Annotated in this window: 24 protein-coding genes; 15 read left to right on the forward strand and 9 right to left on the reverse strand. The window is 61.7% G+C overall.

The features are described 5' to 3' along the window. Positions 1 to 11: 11 nt before the first annotated feature. Positions 12 to 1,295 (reverse strand): acetyl-CoA C-acetyltransferase, encoded by a 1,284-nt coding sequence (locus ABRA89_RS03890; protein ID WP_349940138.1) that lies wholly within the window; start codon positions 1,293 to 1,295, stop codon positions 12 to 14. Beyond that, complete coding sequence (locus ABRA89_RS03895; protein WP_349940139.1) at positions 1,295 to 3,565, reverse strand: acyl-CoA dehydrogenase; 2,271 nt, start codon at positions 3,563 to 3,565, stop codon at positions 1,295 to 1,297. The genes ABRA89_RS03890 and ABRA89_RS03895 overlap by 1 nt, the downstream gene beginning before the upstream one ends. 477 nt (positions 3,566 to 4,042) lie before the next feature. Here ABRA89_RS03895 and ABRA89_RS03900 point away from each other — a divergent pair, with 477 nt between their 5' ends. After that, positions 4,043 to 5,074 carry a sodium:calcium antiporter gene (locus ABRA89_RS03900; protein WP_349940140.1) on the forward strand — a complete coding sequence of 344 codons (1,032 nt, stop codon included), beginning with the start codon at positions 4,043 to 4,045 and terminating at the stop codon, positions 5,072 to 5,074. 12 nt (positions 5,075 to 5,086) lie between these two features. On the opposite strand, the gene xylB is transcribed toward ABRA89_RS03900, so the two are convergent. Further along, a complete protein-coding gene (gene xylB, locus ABRA89_RS03905; RefSeq protein WP_349940141.1) occupies positions 5,087 to 6,550 on the reverse strand; it encodes a xylulokinase in 1,464 nt (487 codons plus the stop codon). A 477-nt stretch (positions 6,551 to 7,027) separates the two neighbouring features. Between xylB and ABRA89_RS03910 the strand changes: the two genes are divergently transcribed. Further along, positions 7,028 to 7,525, forward strand: a complete 498-nt coding sequence (locus ABRA89_RS03910; protein ID WP_349940142.1) for a hypothetical protein — start codon at positions 7,028 to 7,030, stop codon at positions 7,523 to 7,525. Positions 7,526 to 7,647: 122 nt separating this feature from the next. On the opposite strand, the gene ABRA89_RS03915 is transcribed toward ABRA89_RS03910, so the two are convergent. After that, a complete protein-coding gene (locus ABRA89_RS03915; RefSeq protein WP_349940143.1) occupies positions 7,648 to 8,613 on the reverse strand; it encodes a zinc ABC transporter substrate-binding protein in 966 nt (321 codons plus the stop codon). Positions 8,614 to 8,700: 87 nt separating this feature from the next. On the opposite strand from ABRA89_RS03915, the gene ABRA89_RS03920 reads away from it, so the two are divergent. The 12 genes from ABRA89_RS03920 (at position 8,701) to ABRA89_RS03975 (ending at position 20,463) form a co-directional block, all read left to right on the forward strand. After that, positions 8,701 to 9,648 carry an ATP-binding cassette domain-containing protein gene (locus ABRA89_RS03920; protein WP_349940144.1) on the forward strand — a complete coding sequence of 316 codons (948 nt, stop codon included), beginning with the start codon at positions 8,701 to 8,703 and terminating at the stop codon, positions 9,646 to 9,648. Continuing rightward, positions 9,638 to 10,459 carry a metal ABC transporter permease gene (locus ABRA89_RS03925; protein ID WP_349940145.1) on the forward strand — a complete coding sequence of 274 codons (822 nt, stop codon included), beginning with the start codon at positions 9,638 to 9,640 and terminating at the stop codon, positions 10,457 to 10,459. Before ABRA89_RS03920 ends, ABRA89_RS03925 begins: the two co-directional genes overlap by 11 nt. Beyond that, a complete protein-coding gene (locus tag ABRA89_RS03930; RefSeq protein WP_349940146.1) occupies positions 10,456 to 10,884 on the forward strand; it encodes a Fur family transcriptional regulator in 429 nt (142 codons plus the stop codon). The genes ABRA89_RS03925 and ABRA89_RS03930 overlap by 4 nt, the downstream gene beginning before the upstream one ends. Positions 10,885 to 11,073: 189 nt before the next feature. Continuing rightward, complete coding sequence (dps, locus tag ABRA89_RS03935) at positions 11,074 to 11,583, forward strand: DNA starvation/stationary phase protection protein Dps (protein ID WP_349940147.1); 510 nt, start codon at positions 11,074 to 11,076, stop codon at positions 11,581 to 11,583. Positions 11,584 to 11,677: 94 nt separating this feature from the next. After that, complete coding sequence (locus tag ABRA89_RS03940; protein WP_349940148.1) at positions 11,678 to 13,906, forward strand: primosomal protein N'; 2,229 nt, start codon at positions 11,678 to 11,680, stop codon at positions 13,904 to 13,906. A 52-nt stretch (positions 13,907 to 13,958) separates the two neighbouring features. Next, positions 13,959 to 14,567, forward strand: a complete 609-nt coding sequence (locus ABRA89_RS03945) for a hypothetical protein (protein ID WP_349940149.1) — start codon at positions 13,959 to 13,961, stop codon at positions 14,565 to 14,567. Between the two features lie 155 nt (positions 14,568 to 14,722). Then, positions 14,723 to 15,115 (forward strand): AGROH133_08824 family phage infection protein, encoded by a 393-nt coding sequence (locus ABRA89_RS03950; RefSeq protein WP_349940150.1) that lies wholly within the window; start codon positions 14,723 to 14,725, stop codon positions 15,113 to 15,115. Between the two features lie 305 nt (positions 15,116 to 15,420). After that, on the forward strand, positions 15,421 to 15,981 hold the full coding sequence (locus ABRA89_RS03955) for a F0F1 ATP synthase subunit delta (protein ID WP_349940151.1): 561 nt from the start codon (positions 15,421 to 15,423) through the stop codon (positions 15,979 to 15,981). Continuing rightward, positions 15,981 to 17,510, forward strand: coding sequence for a F0F1 ATP synthase subunit alpha (atpA, locus tag ABRA89_RS03960; RefSeq protein ID WP_349940152.1), 1,530 nt, complete (start codon positions 15,981 to 15,983; stop codon positions 17,508 to 17,510). Before ABRA89_RS03955 ends, atpA begins: the two co-directional genes overlap by 1 nt. A gap of 94 nt (positions 17,511 to 17,604) precedes the next feature. Then, complete coding sequence (locus tag ABRA89_RS03965; protein ID WP_349940153.1) at positions 17,605 to 18,492, forward strand: F0F1 ATP synthase subunit gamma; 888 nt, start codon at positions 17,605 to 17,607, stop codon at positions 18,490 to 18,492. A gap of 25 nt (positions 18,493 to 18,517) precedes the next feature. Continuing rightward, positions 18,518 to 19,972: a F0F1 ATP synthase subunit beta gene (gene atpD / locus ABRA89_RS03970; RefSeq protein WP_349940154.1), complete on the forward strand. Its 1,455-nt coding sequence runs from the start codon at positions 18,518 to 18,520 to the stop codon at positions 19,970 to 19,972. An 86-nt stretch (positions 19,973 to 20,058) separates the two neighbouring features. Beyond that, positions 20,059 to 20,463 (forward strand): F0F1 ATP synthase subunit epsilon, encoded by a 405-nt coding sequence (locus ABRA89_RS03975; protein ID WP_349940155.1) that lies wholly within the window; start codon positions 20,059 to 20,061, stop codon positions 20,461 to 20,463. A gap of 88 nt (positions 20,464 to 20,551) precedes the next feature. Here the strand turns inward: ABRA89_RS03975 and ABRA89_RS03980 are convergent, their stop codons facing one another. After that, positions 20,552 to 21,292 carry an ABC transporter substrate-binding protein gene (locus tag ABRA89_RS03980; RefSeq protein WP_349940156.1) on the reverse strand — a complete coding sequence of 247 codons (741 nt, stop codon included), beginning with the start codon at positions 21,290 to 21,292 and terminating at the stop codon, positions 20,552 to 20,554. 157 nt (positions 21,293 to 21,449) lie between these two features. On the opposite strand from ABRA89_RS03980, the gene ABRA89_RS03985 reads away from it, so the two are divergent. After that, positions 21,450 to 22,127 carry a haloacid dehalogenase type II gene (locus ABRA89_RS03985; protein ID WP_349940157.1) on the forward strand — a complete coding sequence of 226 codons (678 nt, stop codon included), beginning with the start codon at positions 21,450 to 21,452 and terminating at the stop codon, positions 22,125 to 22,127. Positions 22,128 to 22,148: 21 nt separating this feature from the next. On the opposite strand, the gene ABRA89_RS03990 is transcribed toward ABRA89_RS03985, so the two are convergent. From ABRA89_RS03990 to ABRA89_RS04005, 4 genes are all read right to left on the reverse strand, one after another. Further along, on the reverse strand, positions 22,149 to 22,367 hold the full coding sequence (locus ABRA89_RS03990) for a hypothetical protein (RefSeq protein WP_349940158.1): 219 nt from the start codon (positions 22,365 to 22,367) through the stop codon (positions 22,149 to 22,151). A 218-nt stretch (positions 22,368 to 22,585) separates the two neighbouring features. After that, positions 22,586 to 23,098, reverse strand: coding sequence for an RNA pyrophosphohydrolase (locus tag ABRA89_RS03995; RefSeq protein WP_349940159.1), 513 nt, complete (start codon positions 23,096 to 23,098; stop codon positions 22,586 to 22,588). A 147-nt stretch (positions 23,099 to 23,245) separates the two neighbouring features. After that, positions 23,246 to 24,316: a divergent polysaccharide deacetylase family protein gene (locus tag ABRA89_RS04000; protein WP_349940160.1), complete on the reverse strand. Its 1,071-nt coding sequence runs from the start codon at positions 24,314 to 24,316 to the stop codon at positions 23,246 to 23,248. 238 nt (positions 24,317 to 24,554) lie between these two features. Continuing rightward, complete coding sequence (locus ABRA89_RS04005) at positions 24,555 to 25,922, reverse strand: S41 family peptidase (RefSeq protein WP_349940161.1); 1,368 nt, start codon at positions 25,920 to 25,922, stop codon at positions 24,555 to 24,557. Between the last annotated feature and the right edge of the window lie 3 nt (positions 25,923 to 25,925).

A 25,925-nucleotide genomic window follows, 5' to 3' on the forward strand; every position in this document is an offset into this window, starting at 1 on the left:
GTTCGAAAAAATCAGGCAGCTTCGAGCAGCATTGCGCCGCCCTGGCCGCCACCGATGCATTCGGTCGCAATGCCGCGTTTCTTGCCGAGGCGCTTCATGGCGTTGGCGAGATGGAGCGTGATGCGGTTGCCGCTGGTGCCGACCGGGTGGCCGAGAGAAATCGCGCCGCCATCGACATTGAGCCGGTCAAGCGGAATGCGCCCGCCGGCTCCGTTGAGCCCAAGCACCTCGTCGGCGATCGTCTTGTCGTCGAGTGCCTTCACGCAGGCGAGCACTTGGGCAGCAAAGGCTTCGTTGATCTCCCAGAGATCGACATCAGCAACCGCCATCTCCTGACGCCTCAGGATCGGCGCGGTCGAGACTACAGGGCCGAGGCCCATGATCGAAGGATCGAGAGCCCCCCATTCGGAATCGACGATGCGGGCGATCGGCGTCAGACCATGGCACTGAACCGCATCTTCCGAAGCGAGAATCGTCCAGGAAGCGCCGTCGGTAATCTGGGAAGCGTTGCCCGGCGTCACCTTGCCGTAAGGACGCTCGAAGACCGGCTTCAGCTTGCCGAGCGATTTGACGTCCGAATCCGGGCGAACGCCGTCGTCCTTCTCGTAGACCGAGCCATCCCGCGCGACGGTTGGCAGCATCTCATGCTTGAACCAGCCCTCTTCGGTCGCCTTGGCGAGGCGATGATGGCTTTCCACCGCGAATGTATCGGCATCGCGCCGGGAGACATCGAAAAGATGGGCCAGGATTTCCGCGGTCTGGCCCATGTTCAGTTCTGTGATGGGATCGGTGAGGCCCCGCTCGAGGCCGATGACCGGCTTGAAATAATCCGCTTTCAGGCCGCCCACAGCCTTCAGCTTCTGGCCGGCCGTCTTCGCGCCGGCCATCTGGGCGAACCAGTCGACCGCGCCGCGACGAAGGACGAGCGGTGAGTGGCTCAGCGCTTCCGCGCCACCTGCCAGAACGATATCGGCTGTACCGCGCTCGATGTAGCGGAAGGCCGTATCGATCGACTGCATTCCCGAGCCGCAGTTGATCTGCACCGAAAAAGCCGGCGTCTCGTCGGAAATGCCGAGGCGAAGCGAGGCCACGCGCGCCGGGTTCATCTCGTCGGCGATGACATTGACGCAGCCGAGAATGACGAGGTCGATCGCCGACTGCGGGAAGGGCTGGCGCATCAGAAGTGGCCGCCCACACTGGACGGCCAGATCGACAGGCGTGAAGGGTCCCGGTTTCCCACGCGCCTTGATAAAGGGCGTGCGGGAACCGTCTACGATGTAGACCGACTTCGGCATTACTCGGCAGCCTCGCGATGGATTTCAGGGGAATTGTCGCCGGTGCCGCGCGCATCGTCCGCCGTGAAGCGCGAAACCTCGGACATCTTGAAGGCATCGACTTCGACGACCTTGCGCTGTGCGGCTTTAAATGCGGAGAACGTTTCGAATTCCTCGGCCGTGATGACGCCGTCGCCGCGCGCCTTTTCGGCGTTGGAAAGCTTCGCTCCGCGCATCTTCTTCTCGATCGGCTCGCATTCGTGGGCGAGAATGAACGCCCGTTCCAGATCCGCGATCGGATGATCATCACGATGCTCGCCGAGATAGAGATCCGGCGTGAGACGGTCACGCTGCGAGGACGGACGCAGCAGAATATCGGCGACTTCGCGGACGAGATCGTCAGCCGGCTGCTGGTAGGGTACGCCCAGCGGGAAGGCTACGAAGCGCGTCAGTGATGCCGCCCAACGGGCAGGCAGGTTGTCGAGAACGCCGTTGAACGCGAGCGCGATCCGGTTGATGCCCTTCTGCATGATGAGTTCGATGATGGGCCGATCGGCTTCCGGACGGCCTTCGGTCTCGAAGCGCTTGAGGCAGGCCGCAAGGAGATAGAGCTCGGACAGGATGTCGCCGAGACGCGCGGAAATCATCTCGCGGCGTTTCAGATTGCCTCCGAGTGTGAGGAGCGCCAAGTCCGACAACATCGCGAAGGCCGACGAGAGGCGCGACAGCTGGCGCCAATGGCTCGTCATCGCCGCCTTGGGTGCGGGCGCCGCGAGCCCACCCGTCCAGCCACGCCAGAAGGCGCGGAAGGTGTTTTTCACGGAATGACCGACATGAGCCCAGAAGGCCTTGTCGAACTCCTTGAGCCCTTCCTTCTCGTCCTTGTTGGAAAGGGCGAGCAGCTCCTTCAGCATATAGGGATGGGCGCGAATGGCGCCCTGACCGAAGATCATCAGGCTGCGCGTCAGAATATTTGCGCCTTCGACCGTGATCCCGATCGGAACGCCGCGATAGGCGGGCGCCATATAGTTCTTCGGGCCCTCGATGATCGCCTTGCCGCCATGGATATCCATGGAGCGCTCGATCGACTCGCGCATCCTATAGGTGGCGTTGGCCTTCATGATTGCGGAGATGACGGACGGCTTGTGCCCTTCGTCGAGCGCGGCGACCGTAAGCCGGCGCGCGGCATCGATGAGATAGGCGTTCGCCGCGATATCGGCGAGCGGCTCCTGAATGCCCTCGAACTTGCCGATCGGCACGCCGAACTGGGTGCGGACGCGCGAATAGGCACCCGATACGCGGGCGCACATAGCAGCCGAAGCACCGGATTGCGACGGAAGCGAAATGCCGCGACCAGCCGCGAGCGCTGTCATCAGCATGGTCCAGCCCTGGCCAATCTGCTTCTCACCGCCGAGGATCCAGTCCATCGGGATAAAGACATCCTTGCCGTAGAGCGGGCCGTTCTGGAAATAGGTGTTGAGCGGAACGTGACGTTCACTCTGGTCGACGCCCGGCGTCGAGGTCGGGATCAGGGCGACAGTAATGCCGAGATTTTCGCCGCGACCGAGATGGTTCTCGGGATCGCGCATCTTGAAGGCAAGGCCCATGACGGTGGCGACCGGGGCCAGCGTGATGTAGCGCTTTTCGAAGTTGAGGCGGATGCCGAGAACTTCCTTGCCCTCATGCTGGCCATATTCGACAACGCCGGTATCCGTCATCGCGGCCGCGTCTGAACCGGCTTCAGGCGACGTGAGGCCGAAGCACGGAATTTCGCGGCCGTCCGCAAGACGGGGCAGCCAATAGTCGCGCTGTTCCTGCGTACCGAAGTGAAGCATCAGCTCGCCCGGTCCGAGCGAGTTCGGCACCATGACGGTGACGCCGGCCGCTACCGAGCAGGACGAGACTTTGCGGACGACTTCCGAATGGGCGGTGTTGGAAAAGCCGAGCCCGCCATACTCCTTGGGGATGATCATGCCGAAAAACTTGTTTTCGCGCATGTAAGCCCAGGCTTCCGGCGGCAGATCGTGATCCTCGCTGATGATTTTCCAGTCGTCGATCATCGCGCAGAGTTCGGATGCCGGCCCGTCGAGGAAATTCTGTTCTTCCTCGGTCAGCTTGGCCGGAGGCATGTCGACGAGGCTCTGCCAGTTCGGATTGCCGGTGAAGAGTTCGCGATCGAACCAAACCGTGCCGGCGTCAATCGCCTCTTTCTCGGTCTCGGAAATCGCGGGCATCACGCCCTTCGCCCACTTATAGATCGGACGGGTCAGCTTCTCGGCTCGCCAAGACATGCAGATGCACTCCTCGTTGCTTCACCCCGTCCAATGCAAACTAACGTAGGCGAATAGGTTTTGTTTCCAGTCCCCACGACGGAATTCGGCGAGTCCGGCCGCTGGCATGAAGGCCGAGCGTGCAGTCGCCCGAATACCGACGTCAAAGATTACGTTCTATACATTTACGTAAACGGAAGCCGATTGAAAAGAGGGGCGGCTTGTCGCTGGTTAACCGAATTGATGCTTTTTGCGACTGCTACCAATGAGGGCAAACGCCTTGCATCCAGGTATCATTCCTGTCGACCCCGCGCATCGGTGGCTAATCGCGCAGGCGGCGATCACCAGCAAAGCTATGCCTGACGGGATCGGGTTCTCGACTCCGGCGAAGTGCTGCTAGAGACAACGGAGGCCCGGTCGGGTCCCGGAACCGGGCTTGCCGGGCTCGCGCAAGCGCTAGTTTCGAGCGCTTAACGCGAAGCGACAGTGGTTGAGCCCTTGACGATACTGATCTGGATCGCGGTTGCAGCCGCCTCGATCGCCATCGTCTGGAAGGCGAGCGGCGCACTCGAAGGATCGAGCGAGAAACTGTCCCAGCACTACGGATTGCCGCCGGTCGTGCAGGGCACGATCGTGGTCGCCGTCGGATCGAGCTTTCCGGAGCTGGCGACGACTGTGATCTCGGCGCTCATCCACGGTGAATTCCAGCTCGGCGTCGCCGCGATCGTCGGCTCGGCGATCTTCAATATCCTCGTGATCCCTGCCCTCTCCGGACTTTTTGCCAAGGAGGGCCGACTTGAGAGCAATCGCGAGCTCGTTTTCAAGGAAGCCCAGTTCTACATGATCTCGGTAGCGGTGCTGCTGCTCACCTTCTGTTTCGCCGTGATCTATTTCCCGGTCGACACGGGCAATGGGACCGTGGACGGCGAGGTCAATCGTCTCCTCGCCCTGATCCCGATCGGGCTCTATGGCCTCTATGTCTTCGTTCAGTATCTTGAGACCGTCGACAGCGAAGACGACGAGGAGAAGCCGGCCATCGCGGTCGGCAAACAATTGCTGATCTTCGGGGCCTCGCTTCTCGCTATCGTCGCAGGCGTCGAAGGTCTGGTTCGCGCCGCGATCAGCTTCGGCGAGATCTTCGACACGCCGAGCTTTCTCTGGGGCTTCACGGTGATCGCGGCAGGGACCTCGATCCCGGACGCCTTCATCTCGGTGCGCGCGGCCTCCAGAGGCAATGGGGTGATTTCGATCGGCAACGTCCTCGGCTCGAACATTTTCGATCTGCTCGTCGCCATCCCCGCCGGCGTGATGGTCGCCGGCACGACTGTCATCGTGTTCTCCGTCGCCGCGCCCATGATGGGCCTGCTGACACTTGCGACGATCGCTCTCTTCGTGGCGCTTCGCACCTCCATGGTGCTGAAGCGCGGCGAATGCGTCATGCTGCTCGCCCTCTACGGCGCGATCGTCGGCTGGGTCGTCCTCGAAAGCTTCGGTGTCACAACGCTGATGCGCGGTCTCCTCGCCAACTGATCGAGGCGGCCGTCAGCCATTTTGGGTACTCAAAGCCGCGATCGCCGGGTAGAGCGCCCGGTAGTGACCGTAGGCTTCTTCGAACGCGTCTTCCATATCCGCTTGAGGTTCGAAGCTTTTCGCGATCGGCGGAATGGTCATGACGGAGGACGGGTCCTCGCCCGTTGCTGCGCATCGGCCGAGACGGGCGGCACCAAGGGCCGCGCCGAAATCGCCCGCCTCAGGCAATACGATCTCGGTCTTCAGAACCGTCGCCATAAGTTGCAGCCAGTAGGCCGAGCGCGCCCCGGCACCGACGGCGACAAGCCGTTTCGGACGGGAAGAGGCAGCGCCGGCCTCCAGACAGTCGCGCATGGAGAAGGCGACACCCTCCATCACAGCCCGTGTCATCGCTTCACGACCTGTATCGGCTTCCAGTCCGGCGAAGACGCCGCGAATCTCGGCGTCGTTATGCGGCGTGCGCTCGCCGGAGAGATACGGGAGGAAGGTGAGCCGGCCCGGTGCCGACACGTGCTCGCCGAGGGCGCCGGTCAGGTCGCCCGGCTTTTCGTGGAGCAGCTTGGAGAGCCATTCGATCGAGCCCGCTGCCGAAAGCGTCACGCCCATCTGATGCCAGAGGCCGGGAAGGGCGTGGCAGAAGGTGTGGATCGCAGTTTCGGGCGCCGGTTCGTACCCGGCCGCCGGCGTGAAGAGGACGCCGGACGTGCCGAGGGAGAGGAAACCGCTGCCGGGTTCCGACACGCCGACACCGCAGGCCGAGGCTGCATTATCGCCCGCCCCGCCGGCGACCTTTACACCCTTCTTCAGACCGAAGCGCTCGGCAAGTTCGGCGCGCAATTCGCCTGAAACCTCCGTGCCTTCGACGAGACGTGGCATGTTGGAGCGGGAGAGATGTGTGCGTTCCAGCATCCGGTCCGACCAGTCCCGGGCGCCGGTATCGAGCCAGGAGGTTCCGGCGGCATCGGACATTTCCGAGACCCGCTCGCCGGTGAGCCAGAGTCGCAGATAGTCCTTCGGCAGTAGGACGGCTCCCACCTTTTCGAAAACCTCCGGCTCATTTGCGCGAACCCAGTCGAGCTTCGGTGCGGTAAAGCCCGGAAAGACGATATTGCCGGTGATCTTTCGCGATTCGTCGTCATCGAGATTAGCCGCCTCGCTCGCCGCCCGCGTATCGTTCCAGAGAATGCAGGGGCGCAGCGGATTGTCGTCCGCATCGATTAGGGTGGCGCCATGCATATGACCGGAGAGACCGATGCCTTCGACGGCGGCAAGCGCGTCGGCATGGTCGCGCTTGAGATGGGACAGAACGGCCTCGCAGGCGACGATCCAGCTCTCCGGGTTCTGCTCGGACCATCCGAAGGCCGGCCGCTCTACGGTGAGATGCTCGGTCGCAGAGGCGATCGGCTTGCCGTCGTCTCCGACGAGAAGCGCTTTCAGGGAGGAGGTCCCGAGATCGAGGCCGAGCGTGACGGTCATGATGTCATCCGAGATTGGGTATAAGGCTGGAGTCACGCCGGCAGTCTGCCGTCGAACTTCGTTCCTCCGCAACCCTTCATGCGAAGCTTGGGCTGTTCGCATTCGCGCCCGAAGCCGTGCGGATCGTTTACATGATCATCGGTCGGACTGACCATTCGCTGCTGAAGTAAATATGCAGCCAGGCAACTGGCTTAGAAATGAATACATTCCGCAACGCCAAGTCGATTTCCGGCAACGTTTTGTGAACCGCGCATTTCCAAAGATTAATGCAAATTTCCGCTAAACAATTTGAACGCTCTCGCCTCCCATGCATTGTGCCCCCCAGAAGCGACAACACAACGTTTCGCACACCAAGGACGGCCAAGAGAGCCATTTTGGATCAGAATGTTAGCGCTTTTGATCCGCGCAGCTCTCATGCCGAATTCCAATCATGATCGGCCAAGGGCCAATCATGAAAAAACAAGAGGACACTTCGCTATGAAGAAGCTCATTCTCGCAACGTCCGTGATCGCACTCAGCATGGGCCCGGCTCTTGCCCAGTCCAGCGACTCATCAAGCGACATGACGAACGGCAGCACCGGTGCCGCCACAACGTCAGAGTCCAGCACTAGCTCGAGCTCCGCGAGCACCACGAGCAACACTCCGATGTCGACCGAAGACATGGTCGCCTCGCAAGAAAAGGTGCTGAAAGCGCTTGAGGACGCCGGCTACGAAGACGCAGAGATCATGGATGCCGCGTACATGGTCCAGGCCCAGACGCCCGATGGCGAACAGGTCCTCATGATGATCGATACGAGCGGCCGCGTCATGGGTGCCCAGCGCGCACCTGAAGCTGGCGCGGCGGCCACCGGCAGTTCGTCGACGTCGGACTCGATGGACAGCTCGTCCGGGTCCAGCTCGATGGACAGCTCCTCGGGTTCGAGCAGCATGGATGGCTCGTCTGAAACCGAAGAACTGGACGGCGCCTCCAACTAAGTCGAACAGACCGATAGCCGCTTAGCGGTTCATCTCGGCCGGCGTGCTCACATCGAGCGCGCCGGCTTTTTTCTTTTACGCGAGAACATGACCTCGGCGCTAAGAACCGGCGCAGGAAGAGATCAGCTCTCCCCGCCGAGGCAATCGCGCAGCGAGCCGGCGAGATTGCGCATGAGTTCGAAGTAGAGATCAGGGCCGTCGGTGAGATCGGCGCCCAACGGATCGAGCACGGCCTTTCGCGTCGATGTTCCCTCGATCAGCACATCCACAAGTTTCGGCTCGAACTGCGGCTCTGCGAAGATGCAGGCAGCCTGTGTTTCCTGCAGAATGCCCTGAACCTCGGCGATATGCGCGGCGCTTGGCGTGCGATCGGGGCTGAGCGTGACGCTGGCTTCAGGTTCGATGCCGAAGCGCTCCGAAAAATGCTCATACGCATCGTGGAAAACGACGAACGGCGTGTCCTTGACCGGCGCGACCGTCGTCTCGATTTCGCCGGTCAGTTCGGTCAGGCGCGTTTCGAGCTTCTCGGCGTTCGCCTCATAGGCCGCAGCGTTCTCGGGATCAGCTTCGGCGAGCGCTTCTTCGATGCGATGAACCATTTCTCCAGCCTCGACCGGATCAAGCCAGATATGCGGATCGGCGCCTTCATGGTGATGATGACCGTCTTCGTCTTCGGCCCCCTCCTCTTCATGGGCCACATGATCATGTCCGTCGCCGTGCTCGCCGGCGTGGTCGTCATCGGCATCTGCATCCATCAACGTCACCGATTTGCCGTCCCCAAGGGTTTCGACCGGCTTGACCAGAAAGCTCTCCAGCGATGGGCCGACCCAGAAAACGAGATCGGCATCCTGCAATGTCGCAGCCTGAGACGGGCGCATCGCATAGGCATGGGGCGAGCCGGCTCCGTCGACCACAAGGTCGGGCGATCCGACCCCATCCATCACAGCTGCGACAAGTGAATGGACCGGCTTGATCGAGGCGACGACCTTCGGTGCGGCCTGCGCCTGGCCGGCGGTCAGACCCAAGACCGACAAACCGAGAAACAGCGACTTGGACAGCCGGATATGAGTGAGGATCAGTTGGGACATCGTCGTTTTCTCCGCGACATGTGCATCAGAATGTTATAACGTTACTCTCATGACCGTTATATTATAACATCGCTCAAGCCAAGCCGTATGACCCTCAGCCCACCAAAATTTTTCGGAAACACCCTGACGCAGCCGCTGAAAGGTACGAGCCCGAATACACCCCTTCTTGCACTGAAGGGTGTCGGCATCGCCCGTTCGGGACGCTGGCTCATCAGGGGCGTCAATCTCGAAATCGCCAGAGGCGAGATCGTGACGTTGATCGGCCCGAATGGTGCGGGCAAGTCGACCACGGCCAAGCTCGCGCTCGGCATCCTCCCGGCCGACGAAGGCGTCGTCGAAAGGCAGGCCTCGATCCGCGTCGGCTATGTGCCACAGAAGCTTTCCGTCGATCGGACGCTACCGCTCAGCGTCGACCGGTTCATGCGCCTGACAGCGCCGCTGAAGCCCTCAGAAGTCGACGCGGCGCTTGAACGCACCGGCGTCGCTCATCTGGCGAAGACGCAACTGGCCGATCTCTCTGGCGGAGAGTTCCAGCGGGTTGCACTCGCACGAGCGATTGCCCGGCGCCCTGACCTTCTGGTGCTCGACGAACCGGCCCAGGGCGTCGATCTCGGCGGTGAGGTGGCGCTCTACGAACTGATCCAGGCGATCCGCAAGGAGATCGGCTGCGCGGTGCTCCTCGTCTCGCACGATCTGCATCTGGTGATGGCCGCGACCGACCGGGTGCTCTGCCTCAATGGCCATGTCTGCTGCCACGGCGCGCCGCGCGCGGTGGCGGCCATGCCAGAATATCGCCAGCTGTTTGGGGCACGGGCAGCCGAAACACTGGCGGTCTACGAACACGACCACGATCACGTCCACCTGCCGGACGGCCGAATCGCCTATGGCGAGGATGGAGTGTCACACGACCATGGCGACGGTTGCGGCCATGGCCATCATCACCACCACGGCGAAGAGCATCACGGGCACGCCTCGGCTAAGGGCATCATGACGTTTGACGACAAGTCCATGGAGGAAACCGGCAATGCTCGATGATTTCTTCACCAGAGCTTTAATTGCGGGTGTCGGCGTTGCCCTTGTCGCCGGGCCGCTCGGCTGCTTCGTCGTCTGGCGCCGGCTCGCCTATTTCGGCGATACGCTCTCCCATGCCGCACTTCTGGGCGTTGCGATCGCTTTTCTGTTCGAGGCGAATATGACGGTGGCGGTGTTCGCCGTCTCCGTTCTCGTCGCCCTGTCGCTTCTCGGGCTCCGCCGTTCCGGCTCAATTGCCTCCGATACGCTGCTCGGACTTCTGTCCCATTCGGCGCTGGCGATCGGTCTTGTCGCGCTCTCCTTCCTCGGCAGCGTGCGGGTCGACCTGATGGGCTATCTTTTCGGTGACATCCTCGCCGTCTCCCAACTCGACATTCTCCAGATATGGCTCGGCGGCGCGCTGGTGCTTGCAGTCCTCGCCTTCATCTGGCGCCCGCTCTTTGCCGCGACGGTAAGCCCTGAGATCGCGCAGGCCGAGGGCCATTCGCCCGGCCGGGTCGATATCGTCTTCTTCCTTCTCATGGCCGGGGTCGTTGCTATGGCGCTCAAGATCGTCGGCGCGCTTCTCGTCACCGCCCTCCTCCTCATCCCGGCAGCGACCGCACGGCGCTTTGCGGCAACGCCCGAGCTGATGGCCGGCCTCGCAGCCCTGTTCGGCGCGGCTTCGGTTATCTTCGGCCTCTACGGATCGCTCAATTTCGACACGCCGTCCGGTCCGTCAATCGTCGTAGCGGCTCTGGCGCTGTTTCTGATCGCTCAGTTCAAACTACCGGACTTGCGGAAAACTCCTGCTCGGGAGATCGACGCACGATGAGCAATCACCCCGTCCATCACCATCAAGAAGCACAGCCCGCAAAGCTGACGCGCAACCAGTCGCTCGTCCTCGGCGAATTACGCGCAGCGGAACGCCCCATGAGTGCCTATGCGATCCTCGATCGACTGCGCGGCGAGGGTCTCAAGGCGCCGCTTCAGGTCTATCGCGCGCTCGACAAGCTGGTTGCGATTGGCAGCGCCCATCGGCTCGAAAGCCTCAACGCCTTTGTCGCCTGCAGTCATGGCGGCTGCACAGCCCATTCGGCGACCGGATTCATGATCTGCGAGACCTGCGGGAGCGTGACGGAATTCGAGGATGCGGATCTCACCGGAGATCTCACCCGTCGCGGCGAGGATCGCGGCTTTGCCGTCCGCCGCGCCAATATCGAACTCATCGGCTCCTGCGCGGACTGCCGCGCGGCCTAGGCTCTTCCGAAACGCTTATCCAGCTACAGAAGAAGTGAACGGTGCGGCCATCCTGCCGTGATGGAACTGACATGCGCGGGAGCTATTAAACATTTCGAAACGCCCAACGGCATCCGGCCGCAAAATGGTTGGCACTGGAAAGCTGGGTCGGGCGACAACGTTATTATTGCATTTCAAAGGTACGACATCATGGCAACCAAAGGCCAGGCGTCCCTGCACGCCACCAAGCATCCCCTCTCCGAGAACACGCGCGGCGCGATGGTGCAGCTTCTGCAGACCCATCTCGCGACGGCACTCGACCTCACTTACCAAACGAAGCAGGCCCACTGGAACGTGAAGGGTCTCAACTTCATCGCGGTCCACAAGCTCTTCGACGAGCTACACGAAACCACCGAAGAATTCGTGGACGACATCGCCGAACGCCTGACCGCGCTGGGCGGGCAGGCACACGGCACGGTTCAGGCCGCGACCGAGAACACGCTGCTTGATCCCTATCCGCTTGATCTCGTGGATTCCGAAGCGCATCTGCGACGCCTGTCGGATTCCTACGCGAAGTGGTCGGCCGGTCTGATGAAAGGCATCGATGAAGCCGGCGAAGCCGGTGACGACCTTACCGAAGACCTCCTGACCGAAGTCGGGCGGGGCGTCGACGAAGGTCTCTATTTCCTCGAAAGCCATTTCCAGGCCGTCGAGACCTAATTCGCATCGAGACAACATCTCGATCCATAAAGCGCCGTGGCTTCCCCGCGGCGCTTTTGTTATGTGCCGCAGCCGATTCCTATATCCTCGCCCAATGGCGAAACCCATCGAATCAGGATCCGGCGTGACGGCGAGTGGCGACCTCTTTCCGCAGACGACCGTACCCGTCCTCGTGCCGCTTCCGGTAGGCCGGCCATATTCCTACGCCGTACCGGAAGGTATGACGGTCGAGCCGGGTGCGATCGTGCAGGTGCCCCTCGGTCCGCGTCAGGTGGCCGGCGTCGTCTGGGACGCGGAAGCCGACAAAAACGAATCAATCGATCCGAAGAAGCTGCGGCCAATCACCCATTCTTTCGATTGCCCGCCCCTTGGGGCAGAAATGCGCCGCTTCATCGACTGGGTGGCGGACTATACGCTTTCCCCGCCGGGCCTCGTCGCGCGTATGGCGCTACGTGCGCCGGCGGCGTTCGATCCCGAACCGTGGATCGAGGGGCTCGAAGCAACCGAATCTCGCCCCGAACGGATGACGGATGCGCGCCGGCGCATCTTCGAAGCGGCGGAAGAGGCTGCGGTTTGGACGAAGTCCGGGCTTGCGCATGCCGCCGGGGTGACGCCCTCGGTGGTCGACGGTTTGATGAAGGCCGGCGCTTTCAGAACGGTGAAGTTTCCGCCACCGCCTGCCGTCGCCGAACCCGATACGAGCTATGGACGCGCCGCGCTGAGCGACGAGCAGAGCGAGGTCGCGGGCGAACTCGCCGAGACCGGCCGGGCGCACGAATTCTCGGTCACGCTTCTCGAAGGCGTCACCGGTTCCGGCAAGACGGAGGTCTATTTCGAGGCCGTCGCGGCGGCACTCGATGCCGGCAAGCAGGTGCTGATTCTCCTTCCTGAAATTGCCCTCACCCAGAGCTTTCTCGACCGCTTCCACGATCGCTTCGGCGCGCCGCCCGCCGAATGGCATTCCGACATCGCGCCCAAGATGCGCGAGAAGATCTGGCGGCAGGTCACCGAGGGCCGCGTCCGCGTCGTCGCCGGCGCGCGTTCAGCGCTCTTCCTGCCGTTCAAGGAGCTCGGCCTCGTCATCGTCGACGAGGAGCATGACCCGGCCTACAAACAGGAAGACCGCACCTTTTATCATGCCCGCGACATGGCGGTTGTGCGCGGTCGCGTCGGCGGTTTCCCGGTCATCCTCGCCTCCGCGACGCCCTCGGTCGAAACGCGGGTGAACGCCGATCTCGGCCGCTACCGGCATCTGCGGCTCGAAGCCCGCTATGCCGAAGCTTCGATGCCGGATTTATCGCTCGTCGACATGCGACGAGTTCCACCACCGCGCGGACGGTTCGTCTCGCCGCTTCTCCTCACCGCGATCAAGGAAACCGTTGGTCGGGGCGAGCAGGCGCTGCTCTTCCTCAATCGCCGCGGCTATGCCCCCCTCACCCTCTGCCGGGTCTGCGGCCATCGCTTCCAGTGCTCGTCCTGCTCCACCTGGCTCGTCGACCATCGGCTTCGCGGCATCCTGCAATGCCACCATTGCGGCTTTCAGGTTGCCCGGCCGGAAGCCTGCCCGGAATGCGGTACTCTGGATCATCTCGTCGCCTGTGGGCCCGGCGTCGAGCGGATCGCAGAGGAGATGCTGACCGATCTCCCCGAAGCGCGCACGATTCTCCTGTCATCCGATCTACCCGGCGGCGCTCGGCGTCTGCGCCGGGAGCTTGACGCGATTGCCGAGGGTGAGGCGGACATCGTGATCGGCACACAGCTGGTCGCCAAGGGTCACCACTTTCCGATGATGACGCTGGTCGGCGCGATCGACGCCGATCTCGGCCTTGCGAACGGCGATCCCCGCGCGGCCGAGCGCACATTTCAGCTGCTTCATCAGGTGACCGGGCGAGCAGGCCGAACCGGCAAGGCGAGTCGGGGGCTGATCCAGACCTATCAAAGCGAACATCCGGTGATGCAGGCGATCGCGTCGGGCGATGCGGAGGCATTTTACACGCGGGAAATCGCCGAGCGGGAGCGCTCCCAGCTTCCGCCGTTTGGCCGCCTCGCCGCAATCGTCGTCTCGGCCAATTCGAAGAAAGAAGCCGAGGATCATGCCCGCCAGCTGCGCCAGGCCGCGCCCGACGATCCCGACCTCGAAATTCTCGGTCCAGCCGAAGCGCCGCTCGCGGTATTGCGCGGCCGCCATCGCTTCCGCCTTCTCATTCAGGGCTCGCGCCGTGCCCCGCTTCAGTCCTATTTGCGTGCGACGCTTCAACGCGCTGCACCGCCACGGGGGTCGGTCCAGATGCAGATCGACATTGACCCTCAGAGCTTTTTGTGACGTTTCGCGCCAAAGCTGACGCAGCGAGAGAAATGCGAGGGAGGATAGACCGGTGAGAGTTCAGGGACCGAAAACGTTTCGCCTTTTTGGGCTGATCCTTATCGCGATGACCTCGTTCTCCGCCCTCATCATGTCCGCCGATGCTCAGGGTGATTCTGGCGAGGTGAGCGAGCCACCGCCCTTCGAAAGCACGGAGCCGGGGCAAACTGCCTTGCCGAATGTCGGCGATCCAGCACAGGCTCTGCGTCTCGGCGAACTCCATTGGGCGCCGATTGAAAGCCAATGCGGCTTTACCGGCGGCACGGATGCCGTGCCGACGATGGAGACAAAGGAAGCCCAACCCCTGGTTTTCGTCACCATGGCTTCCCCGGGCGAAAGCAGAGCCACGCTTCTCGAACGCGGTTACATCATGGCCAATGGCATTGTCCGCGAACTCGAACGCGGCAAGTCGGCGCCGAATCGCGAAGGCACGGTCACGACCGTCTGGCGGTCGGCCGGCGAGCCCCGGATCAACGTCTCCGTTTCGATCGACGAAACGAAGAAGACATCGAGCGGCATCGAATACGACGGAACCATGACGGTGCACTGGGGCGACAAGAAAGAAAAGGTCGAAATTCAGGGCCGCTGCATCAGCGCGGTCGCGAATTCCGGGACGCATTGACAAGGGCGGCATTGCCGCCACAGCCAGCCTCTGCACGTGATGCCGTCCCGCTTACACCGGCAACGATCAGTATTTGAACACTCGGACCGCTTTCGCCGGCTTGTCGCCATGGTCTATAGGTCGGAAGTCTTTCTCTCCAGCACGTCCGATCCTCCATGCAATTTGCCGTTCCCACCGAATTCCGCGACCTTTTGCCGTTCATTGCGGCTTGCGTAACGATCCTCCTCGGATTGATCGCGCTTTTCGCACCGCGCCTCACGCTTCGCGCTCTCAGGCTTCAGGCACGTGAGACGCGGCCCGAAGCAGCGGGCGAGCCACGCTCCATCATCGCCGGCTTCTGGCTCGGCGTCGGGATCGTGGCCCTGTTTTTCTTTGATCAGATGTTCATCCAGCTCTGCCTGGGAGCGGGGTGGCTGATGAGCGGATTCGGCCGCTTCGTATCGATTCTCTCCGATGACGGCGTGACGCTTCTGAACTGGCTCGTTCTGCTGATCATGCTTGCCCTTGCCTTTGCCGCTCTCGCACCCGCTCTTGGATTTATCACCTGACGCAATGGTGATCCGCACGGTGTTCGCCCTAACTCAATCACCTGAAACCGTTTGAAATCCGGGGTTTTTCGGATCATCCTTCGCCCCCTGCGCGACCGTTCGCCATTCGGCGCCGAAACCGGCCTTGAGCATGTTGTCGCGCCAAAAACCCTATGCTAGAGGGTCCGCTGTCTTCACGAAGGGTGATGTGGATGCGATCGTGTGCGCCTCTTCCTTCTTGATATTTTTGGTGGACGGCTCACCTTCTCGTGTGACCTCAAGCTGAAAATCTAAGAACAACCAACGCGAAAGAGAAACGGTCGTCCGTGGCAAAATCATCCTCTCCCGTTTCGGAAGTTGCTGACCGCTACGCCCAATCCCTCTTCGATCTTGCGCGCGAGTACGGCTCCATCGAGACCGTCGAATCCGAATTGGATGGCTTCCGCGACCTGATCGATGAGAACGCGGATGTCAGGCGTCTGGTCGAAAGCCCTGCCTTCACTGCCGATGAGCAGACGAAGGGAGTGGAAGCGATCGTGAACAGCGCCCAGCCCAGCGCGTTGACGGGCAATTTTCTCAAGGTTGTCGCGAAAAATCGCCGGCTGTTCGTTCTTCCCGGTATGATTCGGCGCTTCAAGCAACTCGCCACCGCCCATCGCGGTGAGATCGAGGCAGAAGTGACCACCGCCACGGAAATGAGCGACGCCGAACGCAACGAACTCAAGGACGTTCTCGGCAATTATGCCGGCAAGACCGTCACCCTTCGCGAGCGGGTCGATCCCTCGATCCTCGGTGGACTGATCGTGCAGATCGGTTCGCGCATGGTCGATACCTCGATCCGCACCAAACTCAATTCGCTCAAGCTTGCACTGAAAGAGGTCGGCTGATGGACATCCGCCCCGCGGAAATTTCCGATATCCTGAAAAACCAGATCAAGAACTTCGGTGCCGAAGCCGAAGTTTCCGAGGTCGGTCAGGTTCTCTCGATCGGCGATGGTATCGCCCGCGTCTACGGCCTCGATAACTGCCAGGCCGGTGAGATGGTCGAGTTCTCCGACGGCATTCAGGGCATGGTCCTGAATCTCGAAGCCGACAATGTCGGCGTCGTCGTGTTCGGCTCGGACCGAAACATTAAAGAAGGCGATACGGTCAAGCGGACCGGTAACATCGTGGAAGTGCCGGTCGGCAAGGGCCTTCTCGGCCGCGTCGTCGACGGTCTCGGCAACCCGATCGACGGCAAGGGCCCGATCGAAAGCTCGGAAAATCGCCGCGTCGACGTGAAGGCACCGGGCATCATCCCGCGCAAGTCGGTGCATGAGCCGATGTCGACTGGCCTCAAGGCCATCGATGCCCTCATCCCGATCGGCCGTGGCCAGCGCGAGCTCGTCATCGGTGACCGTCAGACCGGCAAGTCGGCCATTCTTCTGGACACGATCCTGAACCAGAAGCCGGCCCATGACGAAGGCCGCGACAACGACAAGCTGTTCTGTATCTATGTCGCTGTCGGCCAGAAGCGTTCCACTGTCGCTCAGTTCGTCCGCACGCTCGAAGAGCGCGGCGCGATGCAGTATTCGATCGTTGTCGCCGCGACCGCATCCGACCCGGCTCCGATGCAGTACATCGCGCCCTTCGTCGGCTGCACGATCGGCGAATATTTCCGCGACAACGGCATGCACGCCATGATCGGCTACGACGATCTGTCCAAGCAGGCCGTCGCCTACCGCCAGATTTCCCTGCTGCTTCGTCGTCCTCCGGGACGCGAGGCTTATCCGGGCGACGTCTTCTATCTGCACTCCCGTCTTCTCGAGCGCGCTGCGAAGCTCTCCGACGATCACGGTGCAGGTTCGCTCACCGCGCTGCCGGTCATCGAGACCCAGGCGGGCGACGTCTCGGCCTACATCCCGACCAACGTGATCTCGATTACCGATGGCCAGATCTTCCTCGAGACGACGCTGTTCTACCAGGGCGTCCGTCCGGCCGTGAACGTCGGTCTGTCGGTCAGCCGCGTGGGTTCGTCCGCACAGATCAAGGCGATGAAGCAGGTTGCCGGCTCGATCAAGGGCGAGCTCGCCCAGTATCGCGAGATGGAAGCCTTCGCCCAGTTCGGCTCGGATCTCGACGCTTCGACCCAGCGACTCCTCAAGCGCGGTCAACGCCTGACCGAGCTTCTGAAGCAGCCGCAGTTCTCGCCGCTGAAGACGGAAGAGCAGGTCGTTGTGATCTATGCCGGCACGAACGGCTATCTCGACGATCTCAAGGTCGATCAGGTCGGCGAGTTCGAGGAGGGTCTCCTGAACGCGATGCGGAACGAACATAAGGACGTTCTCGACGCGATCGCGGAGAAGAAGACCTTGAACGACGAGATCAAGGACAAGCTCAAATCGGCGGTCGACAAGTTCAAGAAGAACTTCGCCTGATCGATCGGCGCAAGCGACCGACATCAAACGGAACCGCCCGGCCCCTGAATTAAAGGCGGCCGGGCCGCGACATCCCGGAGACGCGCGAAACCCAATGGCATCCCTGAAGGATCTTCGAAATCGTATCTCCTCGGTCAAGTCGACCAAGAAGATCACCAAGGCCATGCAGATGGTGGCCGCGTCGAAGCTGCGCAAAGCTGAAGAAGCGGCGCAGAATGCGCGCCCCTATGCCGAGCGCATGCATTCGGTTCTCACCAATCTTGCCGGCGTTAATCAGAACGAAGCCCCCAAGCTGATGACCGGCACGGGCAAGGACGACGTGCATCTGCTCGTTGTCTTCACCGCTGATCGCGGCCTGTGCGGCGGCTTCAACGCCTCTATCGTGAAGAAGGCCCGAGCCAAGCAGCGTGAACTCGAAGCCAACGGCAAGTCGGTCAAGTTCTATGCGGTCGGCAAAAAGGGCTTCGACCTGATGCGCCGCGATCTGTCCGAAAAGATCGTCGACTCGATCAGCTTCCGCGAAACAGGCCGCGTTGGCTTCGACGAGGCAGCGCAGGTCGGCGACAAGGTCATCGACATGTTCGAGGCCGGCGAATTCGACGTCTGCCACCTCTTCTACGCCGAATTCCAGAACGTGATGACCCAGGTCCCGACCGGCCAGCAGGTCATTCCGGCTTCGGTCGAAGCGGACGAGGAAGAGAGCGAAGACAAGGGTTCGAAGGCGGGCACGACCTACGAATACGAGCCCGATCCGGCCGGGATCCTCGACGAGCTGATCCCGCGCAACATCAAGATCCAGATCCTTCGGGCTCTTCTCGAAAACGCTGCGTCCGAGCAGGGTGCGCGCATGACCGCCATGGACAATGCAACACGCAATGCCGGCGACATGATCGAGGACCTCGAGATTTCCTACAACCGGCAGCGCCAGGCCCAGATCACGACCGAGCTGACCGAAATCATTTCGGGCGCCGAGGCGCTCTAGTACACTCTTATGGAAGGAGGCCACGATGGCTGACACCGACAATCAGAACCGGCCGACAGGCCGCGTTGCCCAGGTCATCGGCCCGGTCGTCGACGTTGAGTTCGACGACCATCTCCCGGCGATCCTGAATTCGCTCGAATGCGACAACAACGGCAACCGCCTGGTTCTCGAAGTTGCCCAGCACCTCGGCGAGAACACGGTTCGCACCATCGCGATGGACCTGACCGAGGGCCTCGTTCGTGGCCAGCCGGTCAGCGACACCGGCAACCCTATTCAGGTTCCCGTCGGCGACGCGACGCTCGGCCGTATTCTCAACGTGATCGGTGAGCCGATCGACGAGGTCGGCCCGGTCAACTCGAACGAGACCCGCGCGATTCACCAGTCGGCTCCCGAATATATCGAGCAGTCGCCGGAATCGCAGATCCTTGTCACCGGCATCAAGGTCATCGACCTTCTGACGCCTTATGCCCGCGGCGGTAAGATCGGCCTCTTCGGCGGTGCCGGCGTCGGCAAGACGGTTCTCATTCAGGAGCTGATCAACAACGTCGCGAAGGCGCACGGTGGTTACTCGGTGTTCGCCGGCGTCGGCGAGCGTACGCGCGAGGGCAACGATCTCTACCACGAGATGATCGAGTCCGGCGTGAACGTCGATCCGCACAAGAACAATGGCTCAGCCGAAGGTTCGAAGGCAGCGCTTGTCTTCGGTCAGATGAACGAGCCCCCGGGAGCCCGCGCCCGCGTCGCGCTCACCGGTCTGACGATTGCCGAGCACTTCCGCGATGCCGGCCAGGACGTTCTGTTCTTCGTCGACAACATCTTCCGCTTCACCCAGGCAGGCTCCGAGGTTTCGGCGCTTCTCGGACGTATTCCTTCGGCTGTGGGCTATCAGCCGACGCTAGCGACCGACATGGGCCAGATGCAGGAACGCATCACCACGACGAACAAGGGTTCGATTACCTCGGTTCAGGCGATTTACGTTCCTGCCGACGACTTGACCGACCCGGCGCCTGCGACGACCTTCACCCACTTGGACGCGACGACGGTTCTCAATCGCTCGATCTCGGAAAAGGGCATTTACCCGGCGGTCGATCCTCTCGACTCCACCTCGCGTATGCTTCAGCCGATGATCGTCGGCGAAGAGCACTATCAGGTGGCGCGCGAAGTCCAGGAGATCCTGCAGAAGTACAAGTCCCTGCAGGACATCATCGCCATTCTCGGCATGGACGAGCTGTCCGAAGAGGACAAGCTCACGGTGCAGCGCGCCCGTAAGATCGAGCGCTTCTTCTCGCAGCCCTTTGCGGTTGCCGAGATCTTCACCAACACGCCCGGCGAACTGGTCGCGCTCGAAGACACGATCCGCTCTTTCAAGGGTCTCGTCGAAGGCGAGTACGATCATCTGCCGGAATCGGCTTTCTATATGGTCGGCTCCATCGATCAGGCCATCGAGAAGGCCCAGAAGCAGGCTTCGCAGGCGGCCTGATACAATGAGAAGCGCGTCTTTCTTCGGAAAGGCGCCTTCCCCGACCGCTTTCGGGCGGACCGTCAACGCCACAGAAGACAGGCGACATGGCTGACAGTTTCAAATTCGAGCTCGTTTCACCCGAAAAGCTTCTCCTTTCCGAAGACGCCGACTCCGTCGTCGTTCCGGGAAACGAAGGTGAGTTCACCGTGATGGGCAATCACGCGCCGTTCATGACGACGCTGAAGCCGGGTCTCGTCACTGCAAAGCTTTCAGGCGGCGAGGAAAAGAAGCTGTTCGTGCGCGGCGGTTTTGCCGACGTCAACGAGAGTGGTCTTACGCTACTTGCCGAACATGCCGAGCCGGCGGACAACATGACCGCCGATCAGCTCGACCAGCATATCGAAGCGGCCCGAAAGCGCCTGGAAGAAGCAGAGCAGGACGACGCCCGCTTCAAGGCGGAGGAGTACCTCTCCCAGCTGCTGCACGCGAAGACGCTACTGCCGGCCTGAGCGGAAGACGAGTTCAGAGAAGCTTTTGAACGCCATCCCTCGGGGTGGCGTTTTTTGTTGTCAGGCGCGGCGTGCCGGATGAGCCGACCTATTCCGCTGGCGGGGCGACCTTGAGCGAGTTCTGGCCGGATCTGTCGAGCTCGCGTCGCACATATCCGTCGGCTTTCGCTTCCTCTATGAAGCGCGTGAGTTCGTCCGACAGATGCGCAAAGCGGCGCGGCAGCGCCATCGCCTGCCCAATCGCGGTGATCGTGCCATCAAGCCACCGATAGGTGGGATCGTCCCCGAAAGCCTTTTCGAGTGATTGAGTGACGCCTGCGACGGCATTGGCGGAGTTCTCATCGGCTTTGAAGGCCGCGAACGAAGCGCCGGGGTCGGCCTCGCGCACCAACTCCATTTGTTTCGCGTTTTCCGAAAGATGGAGGTCGTAGGCCGAGCCCTTCGCGACCATCAGCCTGACGCCGTCCCGGTCCAGCTCTTCGACGCTGCGTAATGGCGAATCGGCGCGGACCAGAGCCTTCGCCTCGATCAGAACATAGGGCGACGAGTAGGCGACGTACTGCTCTCGCTCCGGATCGATCGCGCAGAAGGCGATTCGCCAGACATCGTCAGGGGCTGCATCCACCACCTTGCCGGCGCCGGAGAACTCGATGAGTTCCGGTTGGGCGCCAAGTGCTGCGCAGAGCCGCTTGGCAAGGGCGACCGTAACGCCGCCGAGTTCGCCGGTTGTCTCATCACGCGATGCGAGCGCCGCATTCCCGAGATTGATCGCAACGCGCAGCTTTTCATCCTCGACCAGCTCATCGCGCATTTGCTCATATGTTGTCATCCGCCCTCACCTCTTCTCGCCAGCATGCTCGTACGATCTGGTGCCGACGAGCATGATTTCGAGGATTGGAGAACAGTCCGATTTGCCGGATTGGACCGGCGGCCCAGTTCTTCTTGAGCGGTGCCGGGAGTGCCCGCGACCAGAGCGAGACAAGCGAATGCCGAACGAGAAACCCAAAGCGATCATCTTCGACATCATCGAGACAGTCTTTGCGCTCGATGCGGTGCGGCCCGCTCTGGCCGAGCTCGGCCTTCAGCCGGGCGACCTCGACACGTGGTTCGCCTTCGGCCTGCGCGATGCCTTCACGCTCAATGCGACCCGAACGATCAAGCCGTTTCCGGAAATTTTGAAAGGCGCCCTTGCCCAGTTGCTGGCAAAGCGCGGCCTCAACCCGCCGAAAGAAGCTCAGGAAAACGTCTTCGAGGCCGTGCGAAACATGCCTGCACACGAGGACGCGGCCGAAGCGCTGGCGATCCTGAAAGATGCGGGGCTACCACTCTACGCGCTCTCGAACGGAGCGCGCGCCTCTACGAAGAGCCTGCTCGATCAGGCGGGTCTCACGGAGTTCTTCACCGACATCTTGTCGGTCGAGACGATCGACCATTTCAAGCCGAGCAAGCCCGTCTACGACCACGGCGTTTCCGCGACCGGAGAAGCTGCCGGGTCTGTGATGATGGTCGCGACCCACGCATGGGACTGTCACGGCGCGAAGGCGGCCGGAATGCAAGCCGCCTTTGTCGCACGGGGGCAGGTTTATCCTGATGTCATGCTCTCGCCGGATCTGACCGGAGAGGAGCTGACCAACGTCGCCCGAGCCATCGCCGCGCTGGAATAGGCGACGACGCAAAGCGGGTAATTACTCAGCGGCTGGGAGGGAAGCACTGTTGCCGCGCCAGTCGGTGATCGCACTGGTCTGGCTCATGCGCGCTACCGCCGATCCGGTCCAGTCACCCGCGACCTGGCCGACAATGCCGACGGCAAGAATGATGCCGAGAGCCGCGGCTACAGTGATCAAAGCGTTGCCCGAGGGAGCGTTCTGTCGCACCGTGTTCGAGGTATGATCGTAATAAGCCATCACACTGTCTCCGTTCACTTTCCGTGATGCTGATGGCTCCATACATAATCAACGCGAATAATTACACAAATGAATGTTGGGTATGTCTGACATCATCGAAATTGATCGACCGGGGCGCGCACATTCCACGTCAACCGGCATAAGCAAGCTATGCCGATCACGGTTCTCATACGGAGCTTGTTTTCAACGATTCATACTGCCAACCGAAAGCGCAGGCTTCACGCCTTGAGATGGGCGAATGCCGCGACGACCTTCTCATAGACCTCGCGCTTGAACGGCACGATGAGATCGACAAGTTCATCCATCGGCTTCCAGGCCCATTCCTCGAACTCGGCCTTCTCGTCGCCCGGCGGCGGGTCGATCCGGATTTCGGACTCCTCGCCTTCGAAGCGGAATGCGAACCAGCGCTGTGTCTGCCCCCGGAAACGCCCCTTGAGCGCGACGCCGACCAGATGATCGGGGAGTTCGTAGTCGATCCAGTCCGGCGCCTCATGGAGCAATGAGACCGTCTCCATGCCGGTCTCTTCCCAGAGTTCGCGCCGCGCGGCTTCGAGCGGATCCTCGCCTTTGTCTATCCCGCCTTGCGGCATCTGCCAGAGCTTGGTCGCGCCCGACATCTCGCCTTTGTCCTCCACCTTACGACGCCCGGCCCAGACGAGGTTGTCGGAGTTGAGAACCATGATCCCGACACAGGGACGCAAGGGGAGTGGATCGTATTCGACCGGCTTCATGGGCAATATCGTCTCGTCGCGATGGATGGTCCGGCCGCAAAGGGCCTGCTCAGTCGATGAGATCGCACTGCATTGGAAAAGAGCAAGGGGGAATTGCAAGACGAACGCGCCGAGGCTCACGTTCACATCAGAGGATGAATGAGCGCGTCAGCGTCTCTCCGGATCACGCACGACCGACGATACCGGCGCCACCGTGATGCCGCGCCGTTCGGCCTCTCGCATCCAGCCGCCGATCGCCGAAGTTGTCGTCTCGAAGGCCGAGGCGACACCGATCGCGCTGCCCCTGGTTCGGGCGATCTGCTCCAGCTGATCCAGCCGCCGGCTGATCTCGCCGGCATCCTGGACATCGTCGAGCACGAGATCGGCGGCGCCAGCGGGAGTCGACGTCATCTCGGCGAGATCGATCGCGATTGAACGGGAGGAAGAACCATCGTCAAGATACATGAGCCCGCGCTTGGCAAGCTCGCTCATGAACGGATGAAGGGCGCTGGCATCGGCCGTCAGCTGTCCGCCCAGATAGTTCATGACGCCGACATAGTTCGTCATCCGGCTCATGGACGCGTAGACGCTGGAGAAGTCCTCCGCAGTCATCTGTTCGGTCGTGATCGTGTTCTCACCAGGGTCGTTCGTCGGATAGCCGACGGGCTCCATCGGCATCTGGAGGAGCAGTTCATGGCCAGTGCGCCGCGCTTCCTGCATCCAGCGCGCAAGGCTGTTTCCGTTGGCGGCGAAAGCGAGCGTCACCTCGGGCGGCAGATTCTGGATGGCGCTCTGGGTGCCGGACTGGCTTATCCCCAGCCCGCCGACGATGATCGCGACCTTCGGCCCCATGCGCGAAGGCGCAGCGGCTCGATAGACGTCGAAGGGCCGGCGTCCATCCGCGGCACGGGCTGGAAGCGGACCGTATTCGGAATCTTCGACCAGCTCGTATTCCGGCGTATGAGCCACTGAAATCGCCTGCCGCATATCGCCGAGATCTCGAATCTCGATACTCGCCGGCTGGTAGGGAATGTCGGCCGCCTTTTGCCGGGCCCGCTCTGCGAGAGCCGCATCGATATCGATATGCTTGGCCGTGCCTCGAACGCTTGAAATGCCGCCTGTCGCCAGGGGATCGAGATTGCCTTCCGCTTCGGCGGTTTGGACGGCTTCCGGGGGGCTCCGATCGATCCTGTCGAACCAGGCCGGGTAAAGCGATAGCGCGACCAGTCCGGCAGCCACCGTGCCGAGCCCCAAATCAGCCCGTGTCGGCCGCAGGCCGTGTCGGCTTGAACGGGCTTTCGCCTTCAAAGGTTGAGAGAATAGGGCGTCCATGGCCCAAGAAATTAGCCGTCAAGGCTGGCGCGGGGCTCGCCGGCTCGCAGCTTCGGCCAGTCGAGGGCCAAGCACAGACAGGACATACAAAAACGGCCCGGACGAGGTGTCCGAGCCGTTCTGGAATTTCGTTTTTACGGTGCGATCAGTTCGCAGCGGAATCCGAGGAGGAATTCGTGTTGGCCTTCGCCTGTTCCTTGGGCGGGAACATCGCGTTGGTCTCGACGCCGTTCAGAAGATCGAGCGCGTATTTCAGCTGAAGATCTTCTTCGCGTTCCTGTGGCACATAGCTCGACGAACCGGAGCCCTCTTCGGTCTCCTCATTGCCGGTGATGTGGCCGCGCAGCGAAGATTCGCCCCGGCTGATGTCCTCTTCGGGATCCAGACCCATCTGAATCTTGATCTCGTCGGGGAGCGGCTGCTCGACCATGATGTCCGGATCGATGCCACGGCCCTGGATCGAGCGACCCGACGGCGTGTAGTAGAGCGCCGTCGTCAAGCGCATCGCACCAGCCGAACCGAGCGGGATGATCGTCTGCACCGAACCCTTGCCGAAGGACCGCGAGCCGACAACCGTCGCACGGCGTTGATCCTGAAGGGCACCCGCCACGATCTCAGACGCCGAGGCCGAGCCGCCGTTCACGAGTACGACGAGAGGCTTGCCGTCGATGTCGTCGCCGGCACGAGCGTTGTAGCGGCGGGTCTCGTCGGCGTTGCGGCCGCGCGTGGAGACGATTTCCCCCTTCTGGAGGAAGGCATCCGACACCGAAACGGCTTCATCGAGAAGACCGCCCGGATTGGAGCGAAGATCGAGCACATAGCCCTTCAGATCGTCGCCGACCTTTTCGCTGATGTCCTCGACAGCTTCTTCGAGCCCGACCGTGGTCTGTTCGTTGAAGCTATTGACCTTGATATACCCGACATTGTCGATGGCTTCGTGCTTCACCGACTGGACGGTGATGAGATCGCGCGTCAGGGTCATGCGAAGCGGCTTCTCGGCGCCCTCGCGGACGACCGTGAGCTTCACATCGGTCCCGATCTCGCCCTTCATCTTTTCGACGGCTTCGGAAAGCGTCAGGCCGCGCACCTGATCTCCATCAATCTCGACGATGAGGTCGCCCGAGAGAATGCCAGCCTTTTCAGCAGGAGATTCGGCGAAGGGCGAACCTTCGACGAGGACCACTTCGTCCTTCATGGTCACCTGAATGCCCAGACCGCCAAACTGGCCGCGGGTCTGGGAACGCATGTCCTGCGCTTCCTTGGCGTTCATATAGCTGGAATGCGGATCCAGCGAAGTGAGCATGCCGTTGATGGCGCTCTCGACCAGTTCCTGATCGTTCGGCTCTTCGACATACTGGGCGCGAACCCGCTCGAAGACATCGCCGAAAATCGCCAGCTGCCGGTACGTGTCGGAGCCTGCCGCGTTCGCGACACCGGAACTCTGACCGGCGACGGTGACGGCCGCCGCTCCCATCAACGCTCCGGCAAAGAGTATCGAAAGCTTACGAAACATTCC

The sequence above is a fragment of the Fulvimarina thalattae genome, assembly GCF_040239565.1.
GTDB lineage: Bacteria > Pseudomonadota > Alphaproteobacteria > Rhizobiales > Rhizobiaceae > Fulvimarina.